The 16,933-nt window shown below is 32.4% G+C and carries 19 protein-coding genes; 11 read left to right on the top strand and 8 right to left on the bottom strand.

The genetic code is table 11. The features are described 5' to 3' along the window. Positions 1–16: 16 nt before the first annotated feature. Positions 17–538: a hypothetical protein gene (locus tag HYN86_RS20200; RefSeq protein WP_113679684.1), complete on the top strand. Its 522-nt coding sequence runs from the start codon at positions 17–19 to the stop codon at positions 536–538. 1 nt (position 539) lies between these two features. Here the strand turns inward: HYN86_RS20200 and HYN86_RS20205 are convergent, their stop codons facing one another. The 8 genes from HYN86_RS20205 to HYN86_RS20240 all read right to left on the bottom strand — a co-directional run bounded on the left by HYN86_RS20205 (position 540) and on the right by HYN86_RS20240 (position 7,200). Then, positions 540–1,304 carry a LytR/AlgR family response regulator transcription factor gene (locus tag HYN86_RS20205; protein ID WP_113679685.1) on the bottom strand — a complete coding sequence of 255 codons (765 nt, stop codon included), beginning with the start codon at positions 1,302–1,304 and terminating at the stop codon, positions 540–542. 39 nt (positions 1,305–1,343) lie between these two features. Further along, positions 1,344–1,724, bottom strand: a complete 381-nt coding sequence (locus HYN86_RS20210; RefSeq protein WP_113679686.1) for a 2TM domain-containing protein — start codon at positions 1,722–1,724, stop codon at positions 1,344–1,346. Positions 1,725–1,741: 17 nt separating this feature from the next. After that, positions 1,742–2,059, bottom strand: a complete 318-nt coding sequence (locus tag HYN86_RS20215; protein ID WP_113679687.1) for a 2TM domain-containing protein — start codon at positions 2,057–2,059, stop codon at positions 1,742–1,744. Next, positions 2,050–2,379, bottom strand: a complete 330-nt coding sequence (locus HYN86_RS20220; protein ID WP_113679688.1) for a 2TM domain-containing protein — start codon at positions 2,377–2,379, stop codon at positions 2,050–2,052. The genes HYN86_RS20215 and HYN86_RS20220 overlap by 10 nt, the downstream gene beginning before the upstream one ends. A 2-nt stretch (positions 2,380–2,381) precedes the next feature. Next, positions 2,382–2,684, bottom strand: a complete 303-nt coding sequence (locus tag HYN86_RS20225; protein WP_113679689.1) for a 2TM domain-containing protein — start codon at positions 2,682–2,684, stop codon at positions 2,382–2,384. 2 nt (positions 2,685–2,686) lie between these two features. Beyond that, entirely contained in the window at positions 2,687–4,045 is a 1,359-nt protein-coding gene (locus HYN86_RS20230; RefSeq protein ID WP_113679690.1) for a histidine kinase, read from the bottom strand. A 23-nt stretch (positions 4,046–4,068) separates the two neighbouring features. Next, on the bottom strand, positions 4,069–4,689 hold the full coding sequence (locus HYN86_RS20235; RefSeq protein ID WP_113679691.1) for a hypothetical protein: 621 nt from the start codon (positions 4,687–4,689) through the stop codon (positions 4,069–4,071). Between the two features lie 351 nt (positions 4,690–5,040). After that, positions 5,041–7,200, bottom strand: coding sequence for a TonB-dependent receptor (locus tag HYN86_RS20240; protein WP_113679692.1), 2,160 nt, complete (start codon positions 7,198–7,200; stop codon positions 5,041–5,043). A gap of 143 nt (positions 7,201–7,343) precedes the next feature. On the opposite strand from HYN86_RS20240, the gene HYN86_RS20245 reads away from it, so the two are divergent. From HYN86_RS20245 to HYN86_RS20290, 10 genes are all read left to right on the top strand, one after another. After that, complete coding sequence (locus HYN86_RS20245) at positions 7,344–8,072, top strand: carbon-nitrogen hydrolase family protein (RefSeq protein ID WP_113679693.1); 729 nt, start codon at positions 7,344–7,346, stop codon at positions 8,070–8,072. A gap of 55 nt (positions 8,073–8,127) precedes the next feature. Continuing rightward, positions 8,128–8,592 carry a DinB family protein gene (locus tag HYN86_RS20250; protein WP_113679694.1) on the top strand — a complete coding sequence of 155 codons (465 nt, stop codon included), beginning with the start codon at positions 8,128–8,130 and terminating at the stop codon, positions 8,590–8,592. A 71-nt stretch (positions 8,593–8,663) separates the two neighbouring features. After that, complete coding sequence (locus HYN86_RS20255; protein WP_113679695.1) at positions 8,664–9,239, top strand: sugar O-acetyltransferase; 576 nt, start codon at positions 8,664–8,666, stop codon at positions 9,237–9,239. Beyond that, a complete protein-coding gene (gene gloA2, locus HYN86_RS20260; RefSeq protein WP_113679696.1) occupies positions 9,239–9,628 on the top strand; it encodes an SMU1112c/YaeR family gloxylase I-like metalloprotein in 390 nt (129 codons plus the stop codon). The genes HYN86_RS20255 and gloA2 overlap by 1 nt, the downstream gene beginning before the upstream one ends. Before the next feature lie 376 nt (positions 9,629–10,004). Further along, positions 10,005–11,285 (top strand): chloride channel protein, encoded by a 1,281-nt coding sequence (locus HYN86_RS20265; RefSeq protein ID WP_113679697.1) that lies wholly within the window; start codon positions 10,005–10,007, stop codon positions 11,283–11,285. Positions 11,286–11,388: 103 nt separating this feature from the next. Further along, entirely contained in the window at positions 11,389–11,988 is a 600-nt protein-coding gene (locus tag HYN86_RS20270; RefSeq protein ID WP_113679698.1) for an HPP family protein, read from the top strand. A gap of 197 nt (positions 11,989–12,185) precedes the next feature. Beyond that, positions 12,186–12,725, top strand: a complete 540-nt coding sequence (locus HYN86_RS20275; protein ID WP_113679699.1) for an IS1096 element passenger TnpR family protein — start codon at positions 12,186–12,188, stop codon at positions 12,723–12,725. A 117-nt stretch (positions 12,726–12,842) separates the two neighbouring features. Further along, the gene (locus tag HYN86_RS20280; protein ID WP_113679700.1) at positions 12,843–13,202 is read left to right on the top strand and encodes a four helix bundle protein; all 360 of its coding nucleotides are present in this window, start codon (positions 12,843–12,845) and stop codon (positions 13,200–13,202) included. A gap of 46 nt (positions 13,203–13,248) precedes the next feature. Beyond that, on the top strand, positions 13,249–14,307 hold the full coding sequence (locus HYN86_RS20285) for a nucleoid-associated protein (RefSeq protein ID WP_113679701.1): 1,059 nt from the start codon (positions 13,249–13,251) through the stop codon (positions 14,305–14,307). Between the two features lie 160 nt (positions 14,308–14,467). Then, entirely contained in the window at positions 14,468–16,837 is a 2,370-nt protein-coding gene (locus HYN86_RS20290; RefSeq protein WP_113679702.1) for a GAF domain-containing protein, read from the top strand. Positions 16,838–16,933: the final 96 nt, after the last annotated feature.

Consider the following 16,933-nt stretch of genomic DNA (forward strand, 5'->3'; position numbering starts at 1 on the left):
CATTAAAAAACGGAAGATGAAAAAAGTATATTTTTTATTTTATATTCTATATGCTTGTTTTATATATGGTCAAAACGCATCTAATCCTCTGGTTATTTTTAATGGCAAAAATATAGGTTACAAGAATCCAGAAGATGTTTTGAAAACAATAAAAAAGCAAGACTTAGCTACCCTTGGAATTTTTAAGGGAGATACTGAAGACGCTCTAAAAAAATATGGTTCAAATTCTGGTGTAGTTGTAATTACAACCAAAAAATTTATTTTAGATGCATTTTACAAAAATAATATCGAAAATTCCCCTTTAAAAAAGGAAATTCCAACGACCGATATTTTATCGAAAATTGGTATTATAGGAAGTAAGGCTGAAAATAAAAATCAGCCTTATGAAGAACTTTCGAAATATATAAATATTGATCTTTCTGTAGATAGCGCCCTTAAAATCGCATCAATTACTTTTATAAAACCTGTTGATGCGGTTAAAATGAACAGTGAATGGAAATTTGGAGCTATAGAGATTATGTCAACTCTTGATAGATAACCTATCCAAGCCAAGATTTAAAATCCTGCACTTTTTCTCGGCTTACAATAACCTCATCCTCTCTATAAGTTGGCAGAATAACTTTTAAACGAGAATTGGTATACACCTGAATTTCTTTAATTGCTTTTAACGGCACAATAAATTTTCTGCTTACGCGAAAGAAATCCTTTTTGTCTATTTCCTGCTCCAGAATTTCTAAAGTTGAATCGATCAAGTAATCCCGATTTTCGTAAGTGTGAATGTAAGTTCCCTTATTTTCGCTGAAAAAACATTCTATTTCTTCTGTGGTAATGACTTTTAAATGCTGTCCAATTTTAACTGTAAACCTCTTTTTATAGGTTTTCTCAAAAGGATTGGAAAGCATTTGGCGTATCTGCTCAAAGTCTAATTGCAGGTTTGAAGTTTCTGCTGCTTTTGGCATGCGAGTTTTAAATTTAGAAACAGCAGTTTCTAGATCATCTTCATCAATTGGTTTTAAAAGATAATCGATACTGTTCAATTTAAAAGCCTTAAGTGCATATTCATCATAAGCGGTGGTAAAAATAATAGCACTTTTTATATCTATTTTCTCAAAAATTTCAAATGACAAACCATCTGATAATTGGATATCCAGAAAAATTAAATCGGGATGCGGATTATTCTCAAACCATTTAATAGATTCTTCAACCGAATGAAGCATTGTTTCTACCGTTACATCTAACTTTTCAAGTTTTCTCTGCAATAATCTTGCAGCTGGTTTTTCGTCTTCTATAATTAATGTGATCATTTACTATAATGTCAAATTTGAAAAAATATTAATTCAAAGTTACTCCCATTTATTTTTATTTTCGGATTGTTTATCCATATATTTTTGAATTTTCTTTTCTTCCCAATCTGCACCAAAAAACCAATCTGAACTAAAAACTGATAATGCGTGCACCGCTATTCCTATTCCCCAAAAAAATGCGGTTGAATACGTGTGCCATTCTGAAAGACTGCTGAAATCAAAACCGCCAATTACACTGTTTCTTGTTACACCAGATATTATAATAATTGCATTTACAATAAGATAAGCCTTTAAATGCGAATAAAATCCTTTTATCTTTTTTACTTTTTTGTATGCTTTATTGTAATTCTCTTCTGAACTAAATTCTTTTGAATATTCTGCCGCATATGCTTCGTACATATCTCTTCTAAAACGTCCCATAATCTTTTTATTTTAAATTATTTCCACTTGTTTTTGTTCTGTTTTTCCTTTTCCATAAATTCCTTGATTTTTCTTTCTTCCCATTCTTTTCCTAAAGTTGGGAAAACTTCAAAAACCTTCAATCCATGAAAAACGACTCCTACACCCCACCACAATAAAGGCCAGAAAAACCATAAATATTGGGGTGATGTATATAAATTGATAAAAATCAAAATTGCATTTACTAATACGTAGGCAACAAGGTTTCCATAAAATCCTTTTAAATTTTCAACCTTTTTTCTTGCTTGAATGTATCTTTCTTCTTCGTTATAATTCATTTCCATGACTACTCCCATTTTTGTTTTTTATTTCTTTTTTCTAAAATGCTTTTTACTTTACGTACTTCCCAATCTTCATCAAAAATCTTAAAAGAAGCAAACACATCTATCGCTGAGCCAATGACAACCGCTGCCCATAAAATCATTATTACACCATTTAACAAATTAATAGGGAATACATTTAGCGGCAATTGTGAGTATTCTTTTAAGAGATAAAGTATTAGAACGATTGTGTAAATAAATAACTGTTTGTAAAAGGATTTAAGTTTAATAACTTTCCGACTTGCTAACTTCTGTAATTCAGATTGTTCTTTATCGAAATCATATTTTGTTTCCATATTTACTCCCAGGTTTTTCTAATTTTTTCTTTCTCTAGAATTTCTCTAATTTTTCTTTCTTCCCATTTTTTATTGAAAAAAGGCGGCAGGCTGAAAACTCTCAATCCGTGCAGAATAAGAGCCATTCCCCATCCCATCAAACACCATAAAAACCACATATACCCTGGAGAAGTCATCAGATTTACTACAATCACAATTGGATTAGTTAGAAGATAAACGGTCAAATGTTCGTAAAACTCCTTTATTTCTTTTACTCTTTTCTGAGCATCATAATAACGTTCTGCTTCTGTAAAATCTTTTTCCATGATTATTTCCAGGTTTTTTGTTTGTTTTCTCTTTCTAGAATCTCTCTAATTTTTCTTTCCTCCCAATCTGAACTATAGCCAAACACCTTAAAAGCGTGCATTGTAATTCCAAATCCCCAGCCTAAAGCAGAAAACCAAAACCATTGAAATCCAGGTGAAAATCTTAGATTGATAAAAACTAAAAGCGGAATTACACAACAGTATGAAATTATATTTGCATAAAATCCCTTTAATTCTTCAACTCTTTTTTTGGCTCTATAATAAGCTTTCGCTTCATCGTTATAATCTGCATTTGTATCCATAACACTAACTTGTTTTGTTAAAATTGGAATTTTAACCGTGAAATTTTTCTCGTCCTGCTCCACTTTCACTCTTCTATCGGTTATAATTCCGTATCGATTGACAATATTCTGCAGTCCAACGCCTTGTCTGTCCTGCAGTACTTCTTTTTTCTGAAGATCATTTTGAATGGCTAAATAATCTTTATCAATAAATATTCTAATATGCAGCGGTTTTTGTTCACTTACCACATTATGTTTTACAGTGTTTTCAAGCAAAAGCTGTAAAGACAGCGGCACTACTTTGGCATCTGGATTTATGTTTTCTGCCGGCAGTTCGTAAAACAAACTGTTTTCGAAACGCATTTTTAGCAGATTCATATAGGTTTTTGCAAATGACAATTCATCTTCAACCGAAACCAATTCTTTATCTTTTTGTTCTAAAACATATCTGTAGATTTTAGATAAAGAAGTTGTAAAACGTTGTGCATTATCTGGATTTTCTTCTATCAATGAACTTAAAACATTTAAGCTGTTAAAAAGAAAATGAGGATCGATTTGATTTTTTAAGCTTTCAAATTTCGCATTTGCTGTACCTGCAATAATTTTCTGCTGCGTAATTTCAAATTTTGAAGCCCTTTTCCATTTTACCATAAAACTTCTAGCCTGCATAAAGGTCGAAACTCCTAAAGATAAAATGATGTAAAAAAGGTGCACCCATAACATTCTTGCTCCAAAAAACACCTCTAAGGTCACATTTTGCAAGACTACGAAAATAAAGTAGTTTATCCCTAAGACTACCGGAACAGTATATAAGACGGTTACTAAGATTCCGTAATAAACTCTAAGATTGGTTTGTTCCAGCCAGTCCCATTTTTTATCCAGAAATACATTGATAAATCCGTTGCCGAAACCTAATCCAAAAGAATAGAGACAGCTTATAAAAAAGGTTAAAAGAACGTTTTTAACATTTAGATCATCTCCTAAACAAGCTGAAAATATTATTGCAAATACCATTGCAATCTTGAAACATGCTATAGTTCCATTTTTTAAATCAGAAAATGTAGTTCCATCATCTTTCATATAATCAGCTTAGTTTATTTTTATTATTTACAAGTTTTTTGAACTTCCAAAGCTCTTTCAATTCCCCATTTTGGAGCAAAAGCCGTTTCTGGTTTAAAAGTACCAAAAAGTTCAATAGCTTTATCAACTTGCGCGCATAAAGGTTTTGTATCAACTCCTGTCCATTTGGCACCACCTAATTGAAAGTCTGCTTCACCAAAAACGGCTCTTGGATTGTTTGGATTAAGCGCTTTTGCTTTCGCGTAAGCTTCCATCACTTTTCCGGAATATTTCATTCCGTTTGTCATTGGGTCTGCTACAACATATCCTGTATAAATTAAAGCCTGTAAAACATACAATTCCGAATTGCTTTGATCTTTAATCATTTCAATATCCAGTGCATCCTGCGCTTTCGTTAATAACAAATCTATTTTTGTTCTATCTTTTTCTGTAAAAACAGACAAAGTGTTTACCAGACCTACATAATAATTAGGCAGATAACTGTTTTTTTCTGCGCCTGCGATTCTTTCAAACATTGCAGAAGCTTCTGCATTTTTTCCTTCTTTCCAAAGCCCAAAAGCTTTAGTCATTCCTTGTTCAAATTGTGTTTGTGCAGATAATAAACTGCAGATAAATAATGTAATAATGGTGATAATTTTGGTCATGATTTCTTTGTTTTAATGGTTTAAATGTTTTGATTTACTAGGTTTCTAAGTTTTTTGTACTGATGATTAAAACTCTTTTTTTTAAGGTTCAAAGGTTCACAGCTGCAAAGGGACAAAGGTTTGGTTTTGATATTGTTACTATTCTTAAACTTTGAACCTTTGTCACTTTGCTTCTTTGTTCCTTTCTAATTTATACTTCAAAAGTATTACGGATTTTACTCTTTTAAAATTAAATGATACTGAGTTGTTGATTTTTGATGATGAATTGTTTTTTTTGAGGTTCTGAGGTTCTGAGTGGCTAAGGCTCTAAGTTTTTCTTAGCGACTTAGAACCTCAGAACCTTTTTATCTTTTAAAGATTCTTTAACTGATTCTCATTTTTATTCTGACTAATCGTCCAGAAGAAACCTACGAAGAAAAATCGGTCTGCGGTTGGCAAAACTGCTTGTCTTTGATAAACACCGGCTGCATCTGGGTTTCTGGCGTAATCGTATCCGAAAACATTTTGTGTTCCTAAAATATTCGAAACAGAGAAGTAAAGGATCTTTTGTGTGGTCAATAAGTAAGCCCAGTTAAAACTTAAACTATTGTACGATTTTGTTTTTCCGCTCATAAATTGTGTCTGGTTCGGATCGTTGTACGGGCGCCCTGAACTGTAACTATTGGTAAAACCCACCTGCGATTTCCAGTCTGTAATAAAATATTTGGTTACAACAGACAAACTATGATTGGCAATAAAACTTGGAGTTGCCATGTTTGGAAAGTTTTTATATTGTCTTTCTGAATCGATATAAGAATATGAAATCCAATACTCTAAATTTTTGTACAAATTGCTGTCTCTCCAAAGTAAATCAAATCCTTTTGCGTAACCTGATCCGTTATTATTGAAAACCGAATTGTACTGAATATCTCTTGTATCGTATTGAACTAAATTGTTATAATCTTTATAATACAATTCTGTTCTAAGTAGCTGGCCTGGTTTTGTAAAGGTGTAATTCAAAATAAAATGTCTTGCTTTTTCACTTTCAAACTGATGGAATTTTGAATATTTAATATAATCAACAACAGGAGTCTGCGAAAAATCTCCATAAGCAAATGAAAACTGGCTGCTTTTTGAAACTTTATAACCCAATGAGGCTCTTGGAGCAATGTTGTTTTCGTTTAACAAACTGTTATTTGAATATCTCAAACCTACTTTTAAGGCTAAATTTTTAGAGAAAGAAAGATCTCCTTCAGCGTAAGCTGCAAAAATATTAGAGTCGTAACCATTAGCACCATTAATAGAGACATTATCATCAAAATTTTCGTTGTATTTGGTAATGAAATAATCTGTACCGAAAGACAATCTAAACTGATTTGAAACTTTTTTTGCAAGTTTTAATTTTAACTGTGCAGCATTTTCGTTGCTGTCAATATCGGTAATATCGTATTTTAATTTGTTTTTACTGTAACCGTAACTAATCCCAGAAGTCAACTGCCATCCCGTACCAATAGTTCCTTTGTATGAAGAATTCAAATAAAAATTATTGTTATTCATATCGGTTCTGATTGGATTTTCGAAATTGATATTTTTTTGATTCAAATCGAATTTTTCTGAGTCGAAAGAAGCGTATAATTTAAAAATTCCGTTTGTGAATTTATGGCGATAAACTGTCTCACCACCAAGTGATTGATACGGATTATTCCAATCTACATTTTGTGGAATTACGGCCTGATAAGGCGCCAAATTAATATAAGCCATGTTGACACTTAAAGAACTTTTTTCCCATTTTTGAGTATTTCCTACACTCAAACCAACTGTCATTAATCCGATATCTGTTTTTTCGTGGTCTTCTTCGTCATTAGTATTTAAAAGTAAAACACTTGACAGAGCTTCGCCGTACTCAGCAGAATAACCTCCAGTAGAAAAAGCGATTCCGCTAAACAAGAAAGGAGAAAATCTGCTTCGAGTTGGTAAGTTATTAGTTGTTGCTCCGTAAGGCTGTGCTACTCTAATTCCGTCAATAAAAGTCTGTGTTTCATTGGCTTCACCTCCACGAACAAACAAACGCCCGTCTTCAGCAACAGTTTGTGTTCCTGGCAAAGTTTGTAAAGCTGCCACAATATTTCCGGCAGAACCTGCGGTTGTTACAATATCTAAAGGTTTTAAAACAGAAACCCTTGCCTTGTCTCCAGATTCTAATGTTCCCGCAGTAATTACAACAGCGTCTAGCGAATTAACATTTTCTCTTAATTTTACCGTTTGATTTTTATAGTTGGCAACATCAATTTCAGTTTTAAAAGTTTCAAAAAGTAAAAAACTCACCACTAAAAATTTATTTCCTGTTTCGGTAGTTTCAAAAGAAAATTCTCCCGTCTCAGAGCTTGTTGCTCCGTCGTAAGTTCCGTCAATATAAATATTTGCCCCTGCAACTGGTTTTCCTTTTTGGTCTACTACTTTCCCAGAAATTGTGTTCTGAGCAAAAGAAAAAGCAGTCAGTAATAATAAAATAAAAGTAATTCTGGTTTTCATGGTATTGGTTTTTGATGAAGCAAATGTATTTTAACAATTTCTGTTAAAAAATATATAATAACCCAATTGTAGAATTTCGAGGATGAGTTGTAAATTACTAATTTGTATATTAGCTTTTGTTTCCTTTATTAATAAAAAAGCCAATGAATATTGCAATAGCACAAATAAAACCAGTTAAAGGAGATATTCCAGCTAACATCCAAAAACATATTCTGGTAATTCAACAGGCATCTTTACTAAAAGCTTCTTCCATATTTTTTCCAGAACTTTCTTTAACGGGTTATGAACCGGAATTGGCTAAAGAACTGGCTGTAAATATAAATGATAATCAATTTGATGTTTTTCAAGAAATTAGTGACTTAAAAAAGATTACTATTGGTGTTGGAATTCCAACATTGAGCAATAATGAAATTCTCATCAGTATGTTGATTTTTCAGCCAGATCAATCTCGAATTGTGTATTCAAAACAACAACTTCATGAAGATGAATTCCCTTACTTTAAAAACGGAAACGAACAGATTTTACTTAACGTTGAAAATGAAAGAATTGCACCAGCAATTTGTTACGAAAGTTTACAAATGGACCATGCGGATAAAGCAGTTAAACTTGGAGCACAAATTTATATTGCCAGTGTCGCCAAGTCGAAAAACGGAATCGATAAAGCGTACGCACATTACCCAGATGTTGCTAAAAATTATAAAATTCCCGTTTTAATGTCTAATTGTATTGGAGAATGCGACAATTTTGTTAGTGCGGGTTTTAGCTCTGTTTGGAATAAAGAAGGAAAATTAATGGCTCAATTTGATGATCAACAAGAAGGTGTAATTATTTTTAACACAGAAACGGAAAAAGTTACAACACAAATTATTTAACGACTTTTATTTTTTTTATATCTTTAAGAATCAAACAATTAAAACAAGCATTATAATGTCAGAAAGTAAAAGAATCTCAAATCTATATCAATCCATTTATAATGGAAATCCTTGGCTGGAAGTTAATTTAGCCAGTACCTTAAAAAATGTAACGGCAGAACAGGCTTACAGAAAAGCAAATCCGAATCTTAACACGATTTGGGAAATTGTGAATCATTTGATACAATGGAGAAGAAACATTTTAGAACGCATGCAGGGCGAAGTAATCATAACTCCTGATCATAATTATTTTGTTCCTGTTTTAGATCCTTCAGAAGCAGCTTGGGAACAATCACTACAAACACTGGCCAAATCACAAGATTCTTGGAGTGCTTTTTTTGAAGATTTTAATGATGATGACTTAGCCAAAATATATGTAAATAATGGTCATACTTATTACGAACATATTCACGGAATTATTCAGCATGATGTGTATCATTTGGGTCAGATTGTTATTTTGAAGAAAATATTAAACTCATAGAAAATTGATTGTAACTGATCAAAAAAGAATAGTAAAAATCTAGATTTCACACATAGTTTTATGTGAATATTATGAAAACAGAAAAAGAAAAAATGATCTCTGGCGAATACTACAATGCCTTTGATCCAGAATTATTAAAAGGCCGTCGAACTGCCAAAAATCTTTTGCACACGCTTAACGTAAAAGAATACAGAGTAACTAAAAAAGCAAAAGAAATTTTAAAAGAGCTTATTCCAAATACTGGAGAGGGTTTATATATCGAACCTCCTTTTCACTGTGATTACGGCTATAATATTTTTTGCGGCGACAATGTTTATTTTAATGTGAATTGTGTTGTTTTAGATTGTGCGCCAGTAAATATTGGTTCAAATGTATTTATTGCGCCAAACGTTCAGATTTATACTGCATCTCATCCGCTTGACGCTGAATTGAGAAAAACGCTTGAAAATGCATACCCTGTCACCATTGGAGACGATTGCTGGATTGGCGGTAATTCGGTAATCTGCCCTGGAGTAACTATCGGAAAAGGCTGCGTAATTGGCGCCGGATCGGTTGTTACAAAAGATATTCCAGACAATTCGTTAGCTGTTGGAAACCCCGCGAAAGTGATTAGAAAATTAAACCAAGAAACTGAAACTAAAAAATAATGCTAACCCTTAATAAAATTCATCATATTGCCATTTTGTGCTCTGATTATCAAAAATCTAAAACTTTTTATACTGAAATTTTAGGTTTAACAATTATAAGAGAAATTTACCGCGAAGAACGCCAGTCCTATAAATTAGATTTGGCTTTGAATGGTTCTTATGTTGTGGAACTTTTTTCGTTTCCGAATCCTCCCCAAAGACCTTCAAGACCCGAAGCCGTTGGTTTAAGACATCTGGCTTTTGAAGTAATTAATTTAGAAGAAACCGTTGCTTTTTTAACTTCAAAAAATATAGAATCAGAGCCAATTAGAATAGATGAAACAACTGATAAACGTTTTACTTTTATTGCAGATCCAGATTTATTGCCAATTGAGTTTTATGAGAGATAGATAATGAGAGGTTCAAAGGCTCAAAGCTGCAAGGTTCATAGGTTTCATTTTTTCATTTAATGAATAACAGTTCAATCTGTCATTTCGACGAAGGAGAAATCTCACGCGAAATCCCGCAAGGTATATTACCAATCTTTGTCGATTAACTAGTGTGATTTCTCCTTCGTCGAAGTGACAGAAATGAGAAAAATTTGCCCCTTTGCAACCTTGAACCTTTGAGCCTGATTAAGAGCTAATCAAACAAAAACAGATTGAAAGATTTTTCTTGTTTATACCTATTTTAACATACTAAAATGAATATTTCTTAGAAAAAACCGAATTTGATGCTTAATTTTGTAATCCGCATAAAAAAAGTGCGATTTCAAATTTACTTCTGATGAACAAAACGGCGCAAATCAAAAAAAATCATCAATTCATTAAGTTCCGAAAATTAGTAATTGTTTCTATTTTAATTGGCTTTCTTTCTGCCTTCCTCGGAATTTCACTAAAAAAAATAACGGAATACTACGAAGAAATCTTCTTTCATCAAGTATCGGTTCACCCTTTATTTTACATTGTATTTCCAGTTTTTGGACTTTCAGTAATTTATTTTTTGAGGCAGTATCTTTTTAAGAAAAAAGAAAACAAAGGAATCAAAGAAGTTTTTGAAAGTACAGGTAAAAACTCAAAAAATCTTCCTTCTTACAAAATCCCATCGCATTTCATAAATGGATTATTAACTGTTATTTTTGGAGGTTCAACCGGAATCGAAGTTTCTACGGTAGTTGCCACAGCGACAATTGGTTCTGTTGCGCACGAAAAAGAAAATGTTTTCCGCCAGTATAAAACAGAGTTAATCTGCGCAGGAGTTGCTGCAGGTGTTACAGCACTTTTCAGCAGTCCGATTGCTGGAATCTTATTTGCTTTTGAAGTAATTTCACGAAAAGTCACACGCGCATTTATCATTTCAAATGTAATTGCTGTTTCGATAGCATTTGGTTTACTTACTATTTTAAAAGAAGAACCTTTATTCGCTGTATCTATTACAACCTGGCATTTAAAAGCAATTCCGTATTTTATTCTTTTAGGAATTTTAGCGGGAATGAATTCGGTTTATTTAACCAAATGTGTATTATTTTTCAAATCTCAATTCGGAAAAATAGAGACCCATTATTATAAAATCATTATTGGATCTGCCGTTTTAAGTATATCCCTTTTTATTTTCCCTCAATTGTATGGAGAAGGTTATCATGCTATAAAAGGTATTTTTGGGAATTCAAGCCAGCTTCCATTAACCATAACTCTGGCATTTACTTTTATCGGGTTACTGATTTTAAAACCAATTGTAACTTCAGTTACTCTTGCTTCTGGTGGTGACGGAGGTGTATTTGCTCCAAGTCTTTTTATTGGTGCTTTTTTAGGTTTATTATTAGCCTCAATTTTGAACAGTTTCTTTCACGTAAATGTAATTCCAGTAAATTTCATGATTATCGGAATGGCGGCTGTTTTAAGCGCCAGTATTCATGCTCCGTTTACAGCAATATTCTTAGTATGCGGATTAACAAATGATTATACGCTTTTTTTACCGATTCTTGTAGTGTGTTTAATTTCAAAGTACACTGCAAAAACTATTTACCCGTATACTGTTTATTCTTACACTCCAAGTTTAACGAAATAAATTATTTAGCTACAGATTTCAAAGATTAAAATGATTAAAAAATCTGTTTATCATTGATGATGTGGCAAAAAAAGATTAAAGTTTTACAATAAATACCACATAAATGCCCACTCCGAAAATTAGAAGAAGCTACAGAAAAACACGTTACATTCTTTACAAAGAAACTTTAATTGATTATAAAGAGCATTTTTGGTCCTTTTTAGGTTCATTTGTCGGAATTGGAATTCTGGCTTACGTACAGTCGATGCATTTTTCTGGAAGTGATGCCGTATACTTAATTGGTTCGTTTGGAGCTTCGAGTGTTTTGGTCTATGGAATTATTCAAAGTCCGTTTTCTCAGCCTCGAAATTTAGTCGGAGGTCATGTAATTTCTGCTATTGTGGGCGTAACTGTACACAAACTGGTTCCAGATATTATGTATATCGCAGCTCCATTGGCTGTTTCTTTTGCTATTATTTTAATGCAGATTACCAAAACTCTTCACCCGCCTGGAGGTGCAACAGCTTTAATTGCAGTTATTGGTACAGAAAAAGTAAAAGCTTTAGGCTATATGTATGTGCTTTCTCCTGTTTTCACTGGAGTGCTTATTTTACTTCTCACCGCATTGATTTTTAACAACATGACTTCAAGCAGAAGTTATCCAAGTCATAGTACTTATCACAGACATTATCATAAAATTCGAAAAAGATTGACTGGAAAGTAATTTGCTTTATCTTCTGTTTGTCATCCTGAGCGAAGCCGAAGGCTTTCCTATTGGATTTAGGCTTTGACTTCGCTCAGCCTGACAATCGAGATTAATTAATCAGAAAACCGAAAAAAATCTTTTCAACAAATCGTAATTCGAGATTCGTATTTCATTTTTTATATTTTACCTTTGACCTCTCAATAAAAACAAATGTTATGGTTTATAAATTTAGAGTAATTCTAGACGCCGAAGAAGATATTTTTAGAGACATTGCAATTCTTGAAGACGATACTCTTGAGGATTTACATAATGCAATCTTCAACGCTTTTGGCTTTGACGGATCAGAAGTCGCTTCATTTTATACTTGTGATGAAACTTGGAATCAAGAAGATGAAATTCCGCTTTTTGATACTGGAGATGTTCCTGGCGAAATAAGAACCATGAATGATTATCCTTTGTCTAGTATCTTAGACCGCGAAAACACTAAAATTATCTACGTTTACGATTTCATCAGCATGTGGACTTTCTTAGTTGAGTTAGCCGCAATCGAAGAGGAAGCCGTTGGAGCTGTTTATCCTGAAACTTTGTTCTCTCACGGTGAAATGCCGGACGAGGCTGTAGAAAAAAACTTTGAAGCTGATATGCACGATGATATCTACGGAGAATTTGAAGACGACCTAGACGAAGACGATCTTGACATGTTCGAAGGCGACGACAGCTTCGAAGATTACGGATTTGAGGAGAATTGGAATTAATTTTTTTTCAGGTTCAAAGGTTCATAGTTACAAAGGTTCATAGGTTTCTTTAAAATCTAAAAATTTTAAAATGTAATATTTTTCTTTATTTTTATGTTTTAATTCTTAAAATATAAAATGAAAACTTTTCGTGACCTTTTGATCTGGCAAAAATCTATGTCCCTGGTAACTGAAATTTACCAATTAACAAATTCATTCCCAAAAGAAGAAATTTATGGACTATCTTCACAAATTAGAAGATGTTCCATTTCAATACCGAGTAATATTGCTGAAGGATATGGCAGAGATGGAAATAGTGATTATTTGAGATTTTTAAATGTTTCAATTTCATCATTATTTGAATTACAGACTCAGCTTGAAATTTCATTCAATCTAAAATATATAACCGAGTATCAATTCAATAAAATAAATGGAGAAAGCAGAGAAATAGAACGAATGTTAAGTTCTTTTATTAGAAAAATAAAAGATAGAAAATAACCTTTGTTCCTTTGAACCTCCGCATCTTTGTACCTAAACAAAAAAAATGATCAACCTATTCAACACCCACATCGAGACGCTTGCGATTCACCGCGTAGGAAACAAAAGTCGTAACGAAGCTATTTTTTTATCAGAGCAGCCATTTAATTTAAATGATGAAATTGTGCCTCTTATAAAAGAATTCTTTTTTAAGCCTTTTAGAGAAAAAGAAGAAAACTATTATCAGTTTGCACACGAAGTGGACTTGGACTACAACGATATGTTTAAATATGCAACTGAGATTTTTGCTAATCCGGCAAATGTGCATGAGGTTTCTAAAAACATCACGAAGCATTTGTATGAGCAGTCAAATCATCCGCATATTAAAAACGGAGAGGTTTATGTAACGTATTTGACCAACTTAAGTATCGATAATAATGTTGTTGATGCAATCGGGATTTTTAAAAGCGAATTGCAGGCAGACTTTTTACAGTTTGAAGAAAAAAACAGCAATCTTGAAATGATTTTACAGCAGGGAATCAACTTGAATAAATTGGATAAAGGCTGTTTAATTTTCAATTATAAAAAAGAAGAAGGTTATAAAATCCTAACTGTAGACAGTAACCGTTATGATGCACGTTACTGGTTAGAGCACTTTTTATCGGTTGATGCTTTTGAAGATGAAAATTTCATCACTAAAAAATATTTAAAATTCTGTCAGAACTTCGCAAAAGATGTGGTTTTGCCAGCAGAAGACAAGAAAGAGGAAGTAATGTTTATGAACCGATCTGTGAATTATTTCGCTAAAAATGATCAGTTTGAAGAGCAGAATTTCTTGAATGAAGTATTAGACAATCCAGACTTAATTCCTGAATTCAAAAATTATAAAGTTGATAAGGGAGAAAAATACAGCATCGAAGATGTAACCTCATTCCCAATTGCCAACGCAGCAGTTTCTGACGCGAGAAAATCGATTAAAAACGTTATTAATTTGGATACTCACATTCAGATTAAAATGGATTTTATTAATCCAGAAAGCGCAGAAAAATTCGTTGAAAAAGGCTGGGATGAAGAAAAACAAATGTATTACTACTTAGTTTACTTCAACAAAGAAGAAAAAAGCTAAGAAGTTTTCATTTTCTATTACTTACTGATAAAAAACCTCAAAGCTTTGGCTTTGAGGTTTTTTTGCTTTAAAAATAAATTATACTTCTATAGACGAAACAAATGATAAAATGTCGATCATTCTTAATTTATCATTAATTTTGCATTAAAAATAAACTAAGATGGATATTCAATTTTTTAAAGAAAGTCCCTTCACTACCATTATATCATTTCATAAGCTGATTGAATCTTTTGAAGAAATTGCTTTGTCAAATGTTGATTACAGATCGAATTACGCAAAAGCCATTTTAAAACAAATCGAATCTATCCCAGAATTACGAACTGGAATTCAAGATTATTCGGTTATTAAAGAAAATGAAGCTTTAATCAAAAACATTTTAGCCGATCTATTTCCTACAGCATTAACCCATAACGAGATAAAGGCGGTTACTATTCCATTTCAAAATATCTCCTTTAATTACTCAGAGCGTTTTAAGAAAATTCTAAAAAATGCAGGAGACGAATTTTATATGGAAATTCGTGATTTCGACGAGCATCAATTTTACATTAATAACTGCTGCTTAATTTTGAGCAGTTATTACAAACAGCATATCGATTTCAACAAACCATTTTTTTATGATATTCCAGACGAAAGCGGTGTCGAAAAACATTACCGAATTTTGTACAATGCAGATTTCATGGAAATTATTCCGACTGAAAATGCTGTCTCGCTAACTCAGGAAGATATCGATCAGTTGATTGATAATTATAATGATATTAATTTGTGGAAATCTAAATTCCCAAAAGGAAGCTGGATTTTAAGAGGTTTCGGAATTGTTTCTTTATTTGATGCGACGACAGAAAGCGCTATTTCTACATTGAAAAGTAACCTACTGAAACCTGGAGCCAAAACAGTTACAACAGATCAAGAAATTTCTAATATTTTCCAGTCCATTTTTAATCTTCCCAAATTAAAAGTTGGCTTTATTATTTACAATCCCGAAGAAGAAAAATTTATTAGACCGGCAAAATACGAAAACCAATTAAAAAGTTTTTTACTTTCTGCCGATCAGGAAGTGGATTGTAAAAATGCTTTTTTTGGATGTTCTTTCGAAAATTTATTAGATAAAAAAGAACCTTTCGTTATTTCTAATGTTACTAAATTTACAGAAGAATCAACCAATAAAAGACTTGGAGAGCATCTTTTATCGCAAAATATTCACAGCTGTATTTTTGCTCCTGTTATTAGAAACGGACATTTATTAGGTGTTGTAGAATTGGTTTCCGAAAATCCACGAGATTTAAATAGTGTGAATGCTACAAAACTAGAATTGGTACTTCCTTATTTGACAGACACAATAGATCGCTACAATACAGACATGCAGCATCAAGTTGAAGCGATTATTCAACGTGAGTATACTACGATTCACCCGAGTGTTTACTGGAAATTCAAAAAGGAATCGCAGAACTATTTTCAAAATCTAAATCATACGAAAGATTATATTTTTAAAGAAATTGTTTTTAAAAATGTATTTCCGCTTTATGGGCAAATTGATATAAAAAGTTCTTCAGAACATCGAAATGAAACTGTAAAAACTGATTTAAAAAGCCAGCTTACCGCTCTTTTGGAAATTTTCGATAATCAGGATCCGAATTCTAACTTAGTTCTTTTGGAACAAAGAAAATTTGAATTAGAATCGCTTCGAAATGAATTGGATTTCCCTTTAAAAGCTGATACGGAACAGCACATTCAACGCTATATTGAAGAAGAAATTCACCCGATTCTTAAAAACACAAAAAGTAACGCTAAAAACGAAAAATTAGAAAAACTATACTTTGAAAGTCTGGACGAAAAAACAGGAATGTTTTATCAGGAAAGAAAGAAATTTGACAACGCAATGTCAATCATTAATAAAAGACTGGCAACGGTTTTAGATAAAAAACAAGTTGAAGCACAGCAAATTTATCCGCATTATTACGAGCGTTTTAAAACGGATGGTGTAGAGCATAATTTGTATATCGGTGCTTCAATTTCGCCAACCAAACCATTCGATATCATGTATCTGCACAATCTTCGTTTGTGGCAGTTACAGACTTTGTGCGAAATGGAATTGGAACATCACGAACTTAAGGAATCACTTCCTTATGAATTGGATGTTACGTCTTTGATTTTGGTTTTCAGTTCGCCTCTTTCAATTCGTTTTAGAATGGATGAAAAACGTTTTGATGTGGACGGAACTTATAATGCCAGATATGAAGTCGTTAAAAAACGAATTGACAAATCGAACATTAAAGGAACAAACGAAAGAATTACAGAGAAAGAAAAGATTACAATTGTTTATTCTCAAAACAGCGAAGAAGCAGAGTATTTAAAATATATTAAATACTTACAGCACAAGAAAATTCTTGAACCTTCGATAGAACAATTTGAAGTTGAAGATCTTCAAGGTGTTTCTGGTTTGAGAGCTATTCGTGTAAAAGTGATCAATAACAATTCAAAACCAGGAGTAAAAAAGATTACTTATCAAGATTTATTAGATGAGCTCAACTAAAAGTTGAGCTTTTTTTATGGGACACAAATGAACTTACCCGCTATCGCGAAGATGCAGATGGATGCAGATTGATTTTTTAGTTTAAATTAAAAATCA

The sequence above is a fragment of the Flavobacterium fluviale genome (genome assembly GCF_003312915.1).
Classification (GTDB): domain Bacteria; phylum Bacteroidota; class Bacteroidia; order Flavobacteriales; family Flavobacteriaceae; genus Flavobacterium; species Flavobacterium fluviale.

Coding starts and splice junctions, on each gene's coding strand:
- HYN86_RS20205 (WP_113679685.1), bottom strand. CDS start 1,304: ATGATCACATTAATTATAGAAGACGAAAAACCAGCTGCAAGATTATTG.
- HYN86_RS20270 (WP_113679698.1), top strand. CDS start 11,389: ATGCCCACTCCGAAAATTAGAAGAAGCTACAGAAAAACACGTTACATT.
- HYN86_RS20290 (WP_113679702.1), top strand. CDS start 14,468: ATGGATATTCAATTTTTTAAAGAAAGTCCCTTCACTACCATTATATCA.
- HYN86_RS20235 (WP_113679691.1), bottom strand. CDS start 4,689: ATGACCAAAATTATCACCATTATTACATTATTTATCTGCAGTTTATTA.
- HYN86_RS20240 (WP_113679692.1), bottom strand. CDS start 7,200: ATGAAAACCAGAATTACTTTTATTTTATTATTACTGACTGCTTTTTCT.
- HYN86_RS20280 (WP_113679700.1), top strand. CDS start 12,843: ATGAAAACTTTTCGTGACCTTTTGATCTGGCAAAAATCTATGTCCCTG.
- HYN86_RS20220 (WP_113679688.1), bottom strand. CDS start 2,379: ATGGAAACAAAATATGATTTCGATAAAGAACAATCTGAATTACAGAAG.
- gloA2 (WP_113679696.1), top strand. CDS start 9,239: ATGCTAACCCTTAATAAAATTCATCATATTGCCATTTTGTGCTCTGAT.
- HYN86_RS20285 (WP_113679701.1), top strand. CDS start 13,249: ATGATCAACCTATTCAACACCCACATCGAGACGCTTGCGATTCACCGC.
- HYN86_RS20200 (WP_113679684.1), top strand. CDS start 17: ATGAAAAAAGTATATTTTTTATTTTATATTCTATATGCTTGTTTTATA.
- HYN86_RS20225 (WP_113679689.1), bottom strand. CDS start 2,684: ATGGAAAAAGATTTTACAGAAGCAGAACGTTATTATGATGCTCAGAAA.
- HYN86_RS20255 (WP_113679695.1), top strand. CDS start 8,664: ATGAAAACAGAAAAAGAAAAAATGATCTCTGGCGAATACTACAATGCC.
- HYN86_RS20210 (WP_113679686.1), bottom strand. CDS start 1,724: ATGGGACGTTTTAGAAGAGATATGTACGAAGCATATGCGGCAGAATAT.
- HYN86_RS20275 (WP_113679699.1), top strand. CDS start 12,186: ATGGTTTATAAATTTAGAGTAATTCTAGACGCCGAAGAAGATATTTTT.
- HYN86_RS20265 (WP_113679697.1), top strand. CDS start 10,005: ATGAACAAAACGGCGCAAATCAAAAAAAATCATCAATTCATTAAGTTC.
- HYN86_RS20245 (WP_113679693.1), top strand. CDS start 7,344: ATGAATATTGCAATAGCACAAATAAAACCAGTTAAAGGAGATATTCCA.
- HYN86_RS20250 (WP_113679694.1), top strand. CDS start 8,128: ATGTCAGAAAGTAAAAGAATCTCAAATCTATATCAATCCATTTATAAT.
- HYN86_RS20215 (WP_113679687.1), bottom strand. CDS start 2,059: ATGGGAGTAGTCATGGAAATGAATTATAACGAAGAAGAAAGATACATT.
- HYN86_RS20230 (WP_113679690.1), bottom strand. CDS start 4,045: ATGAAAGATGATGGAACTACATTTTCTGATTTAAAAAATGGAACTATA.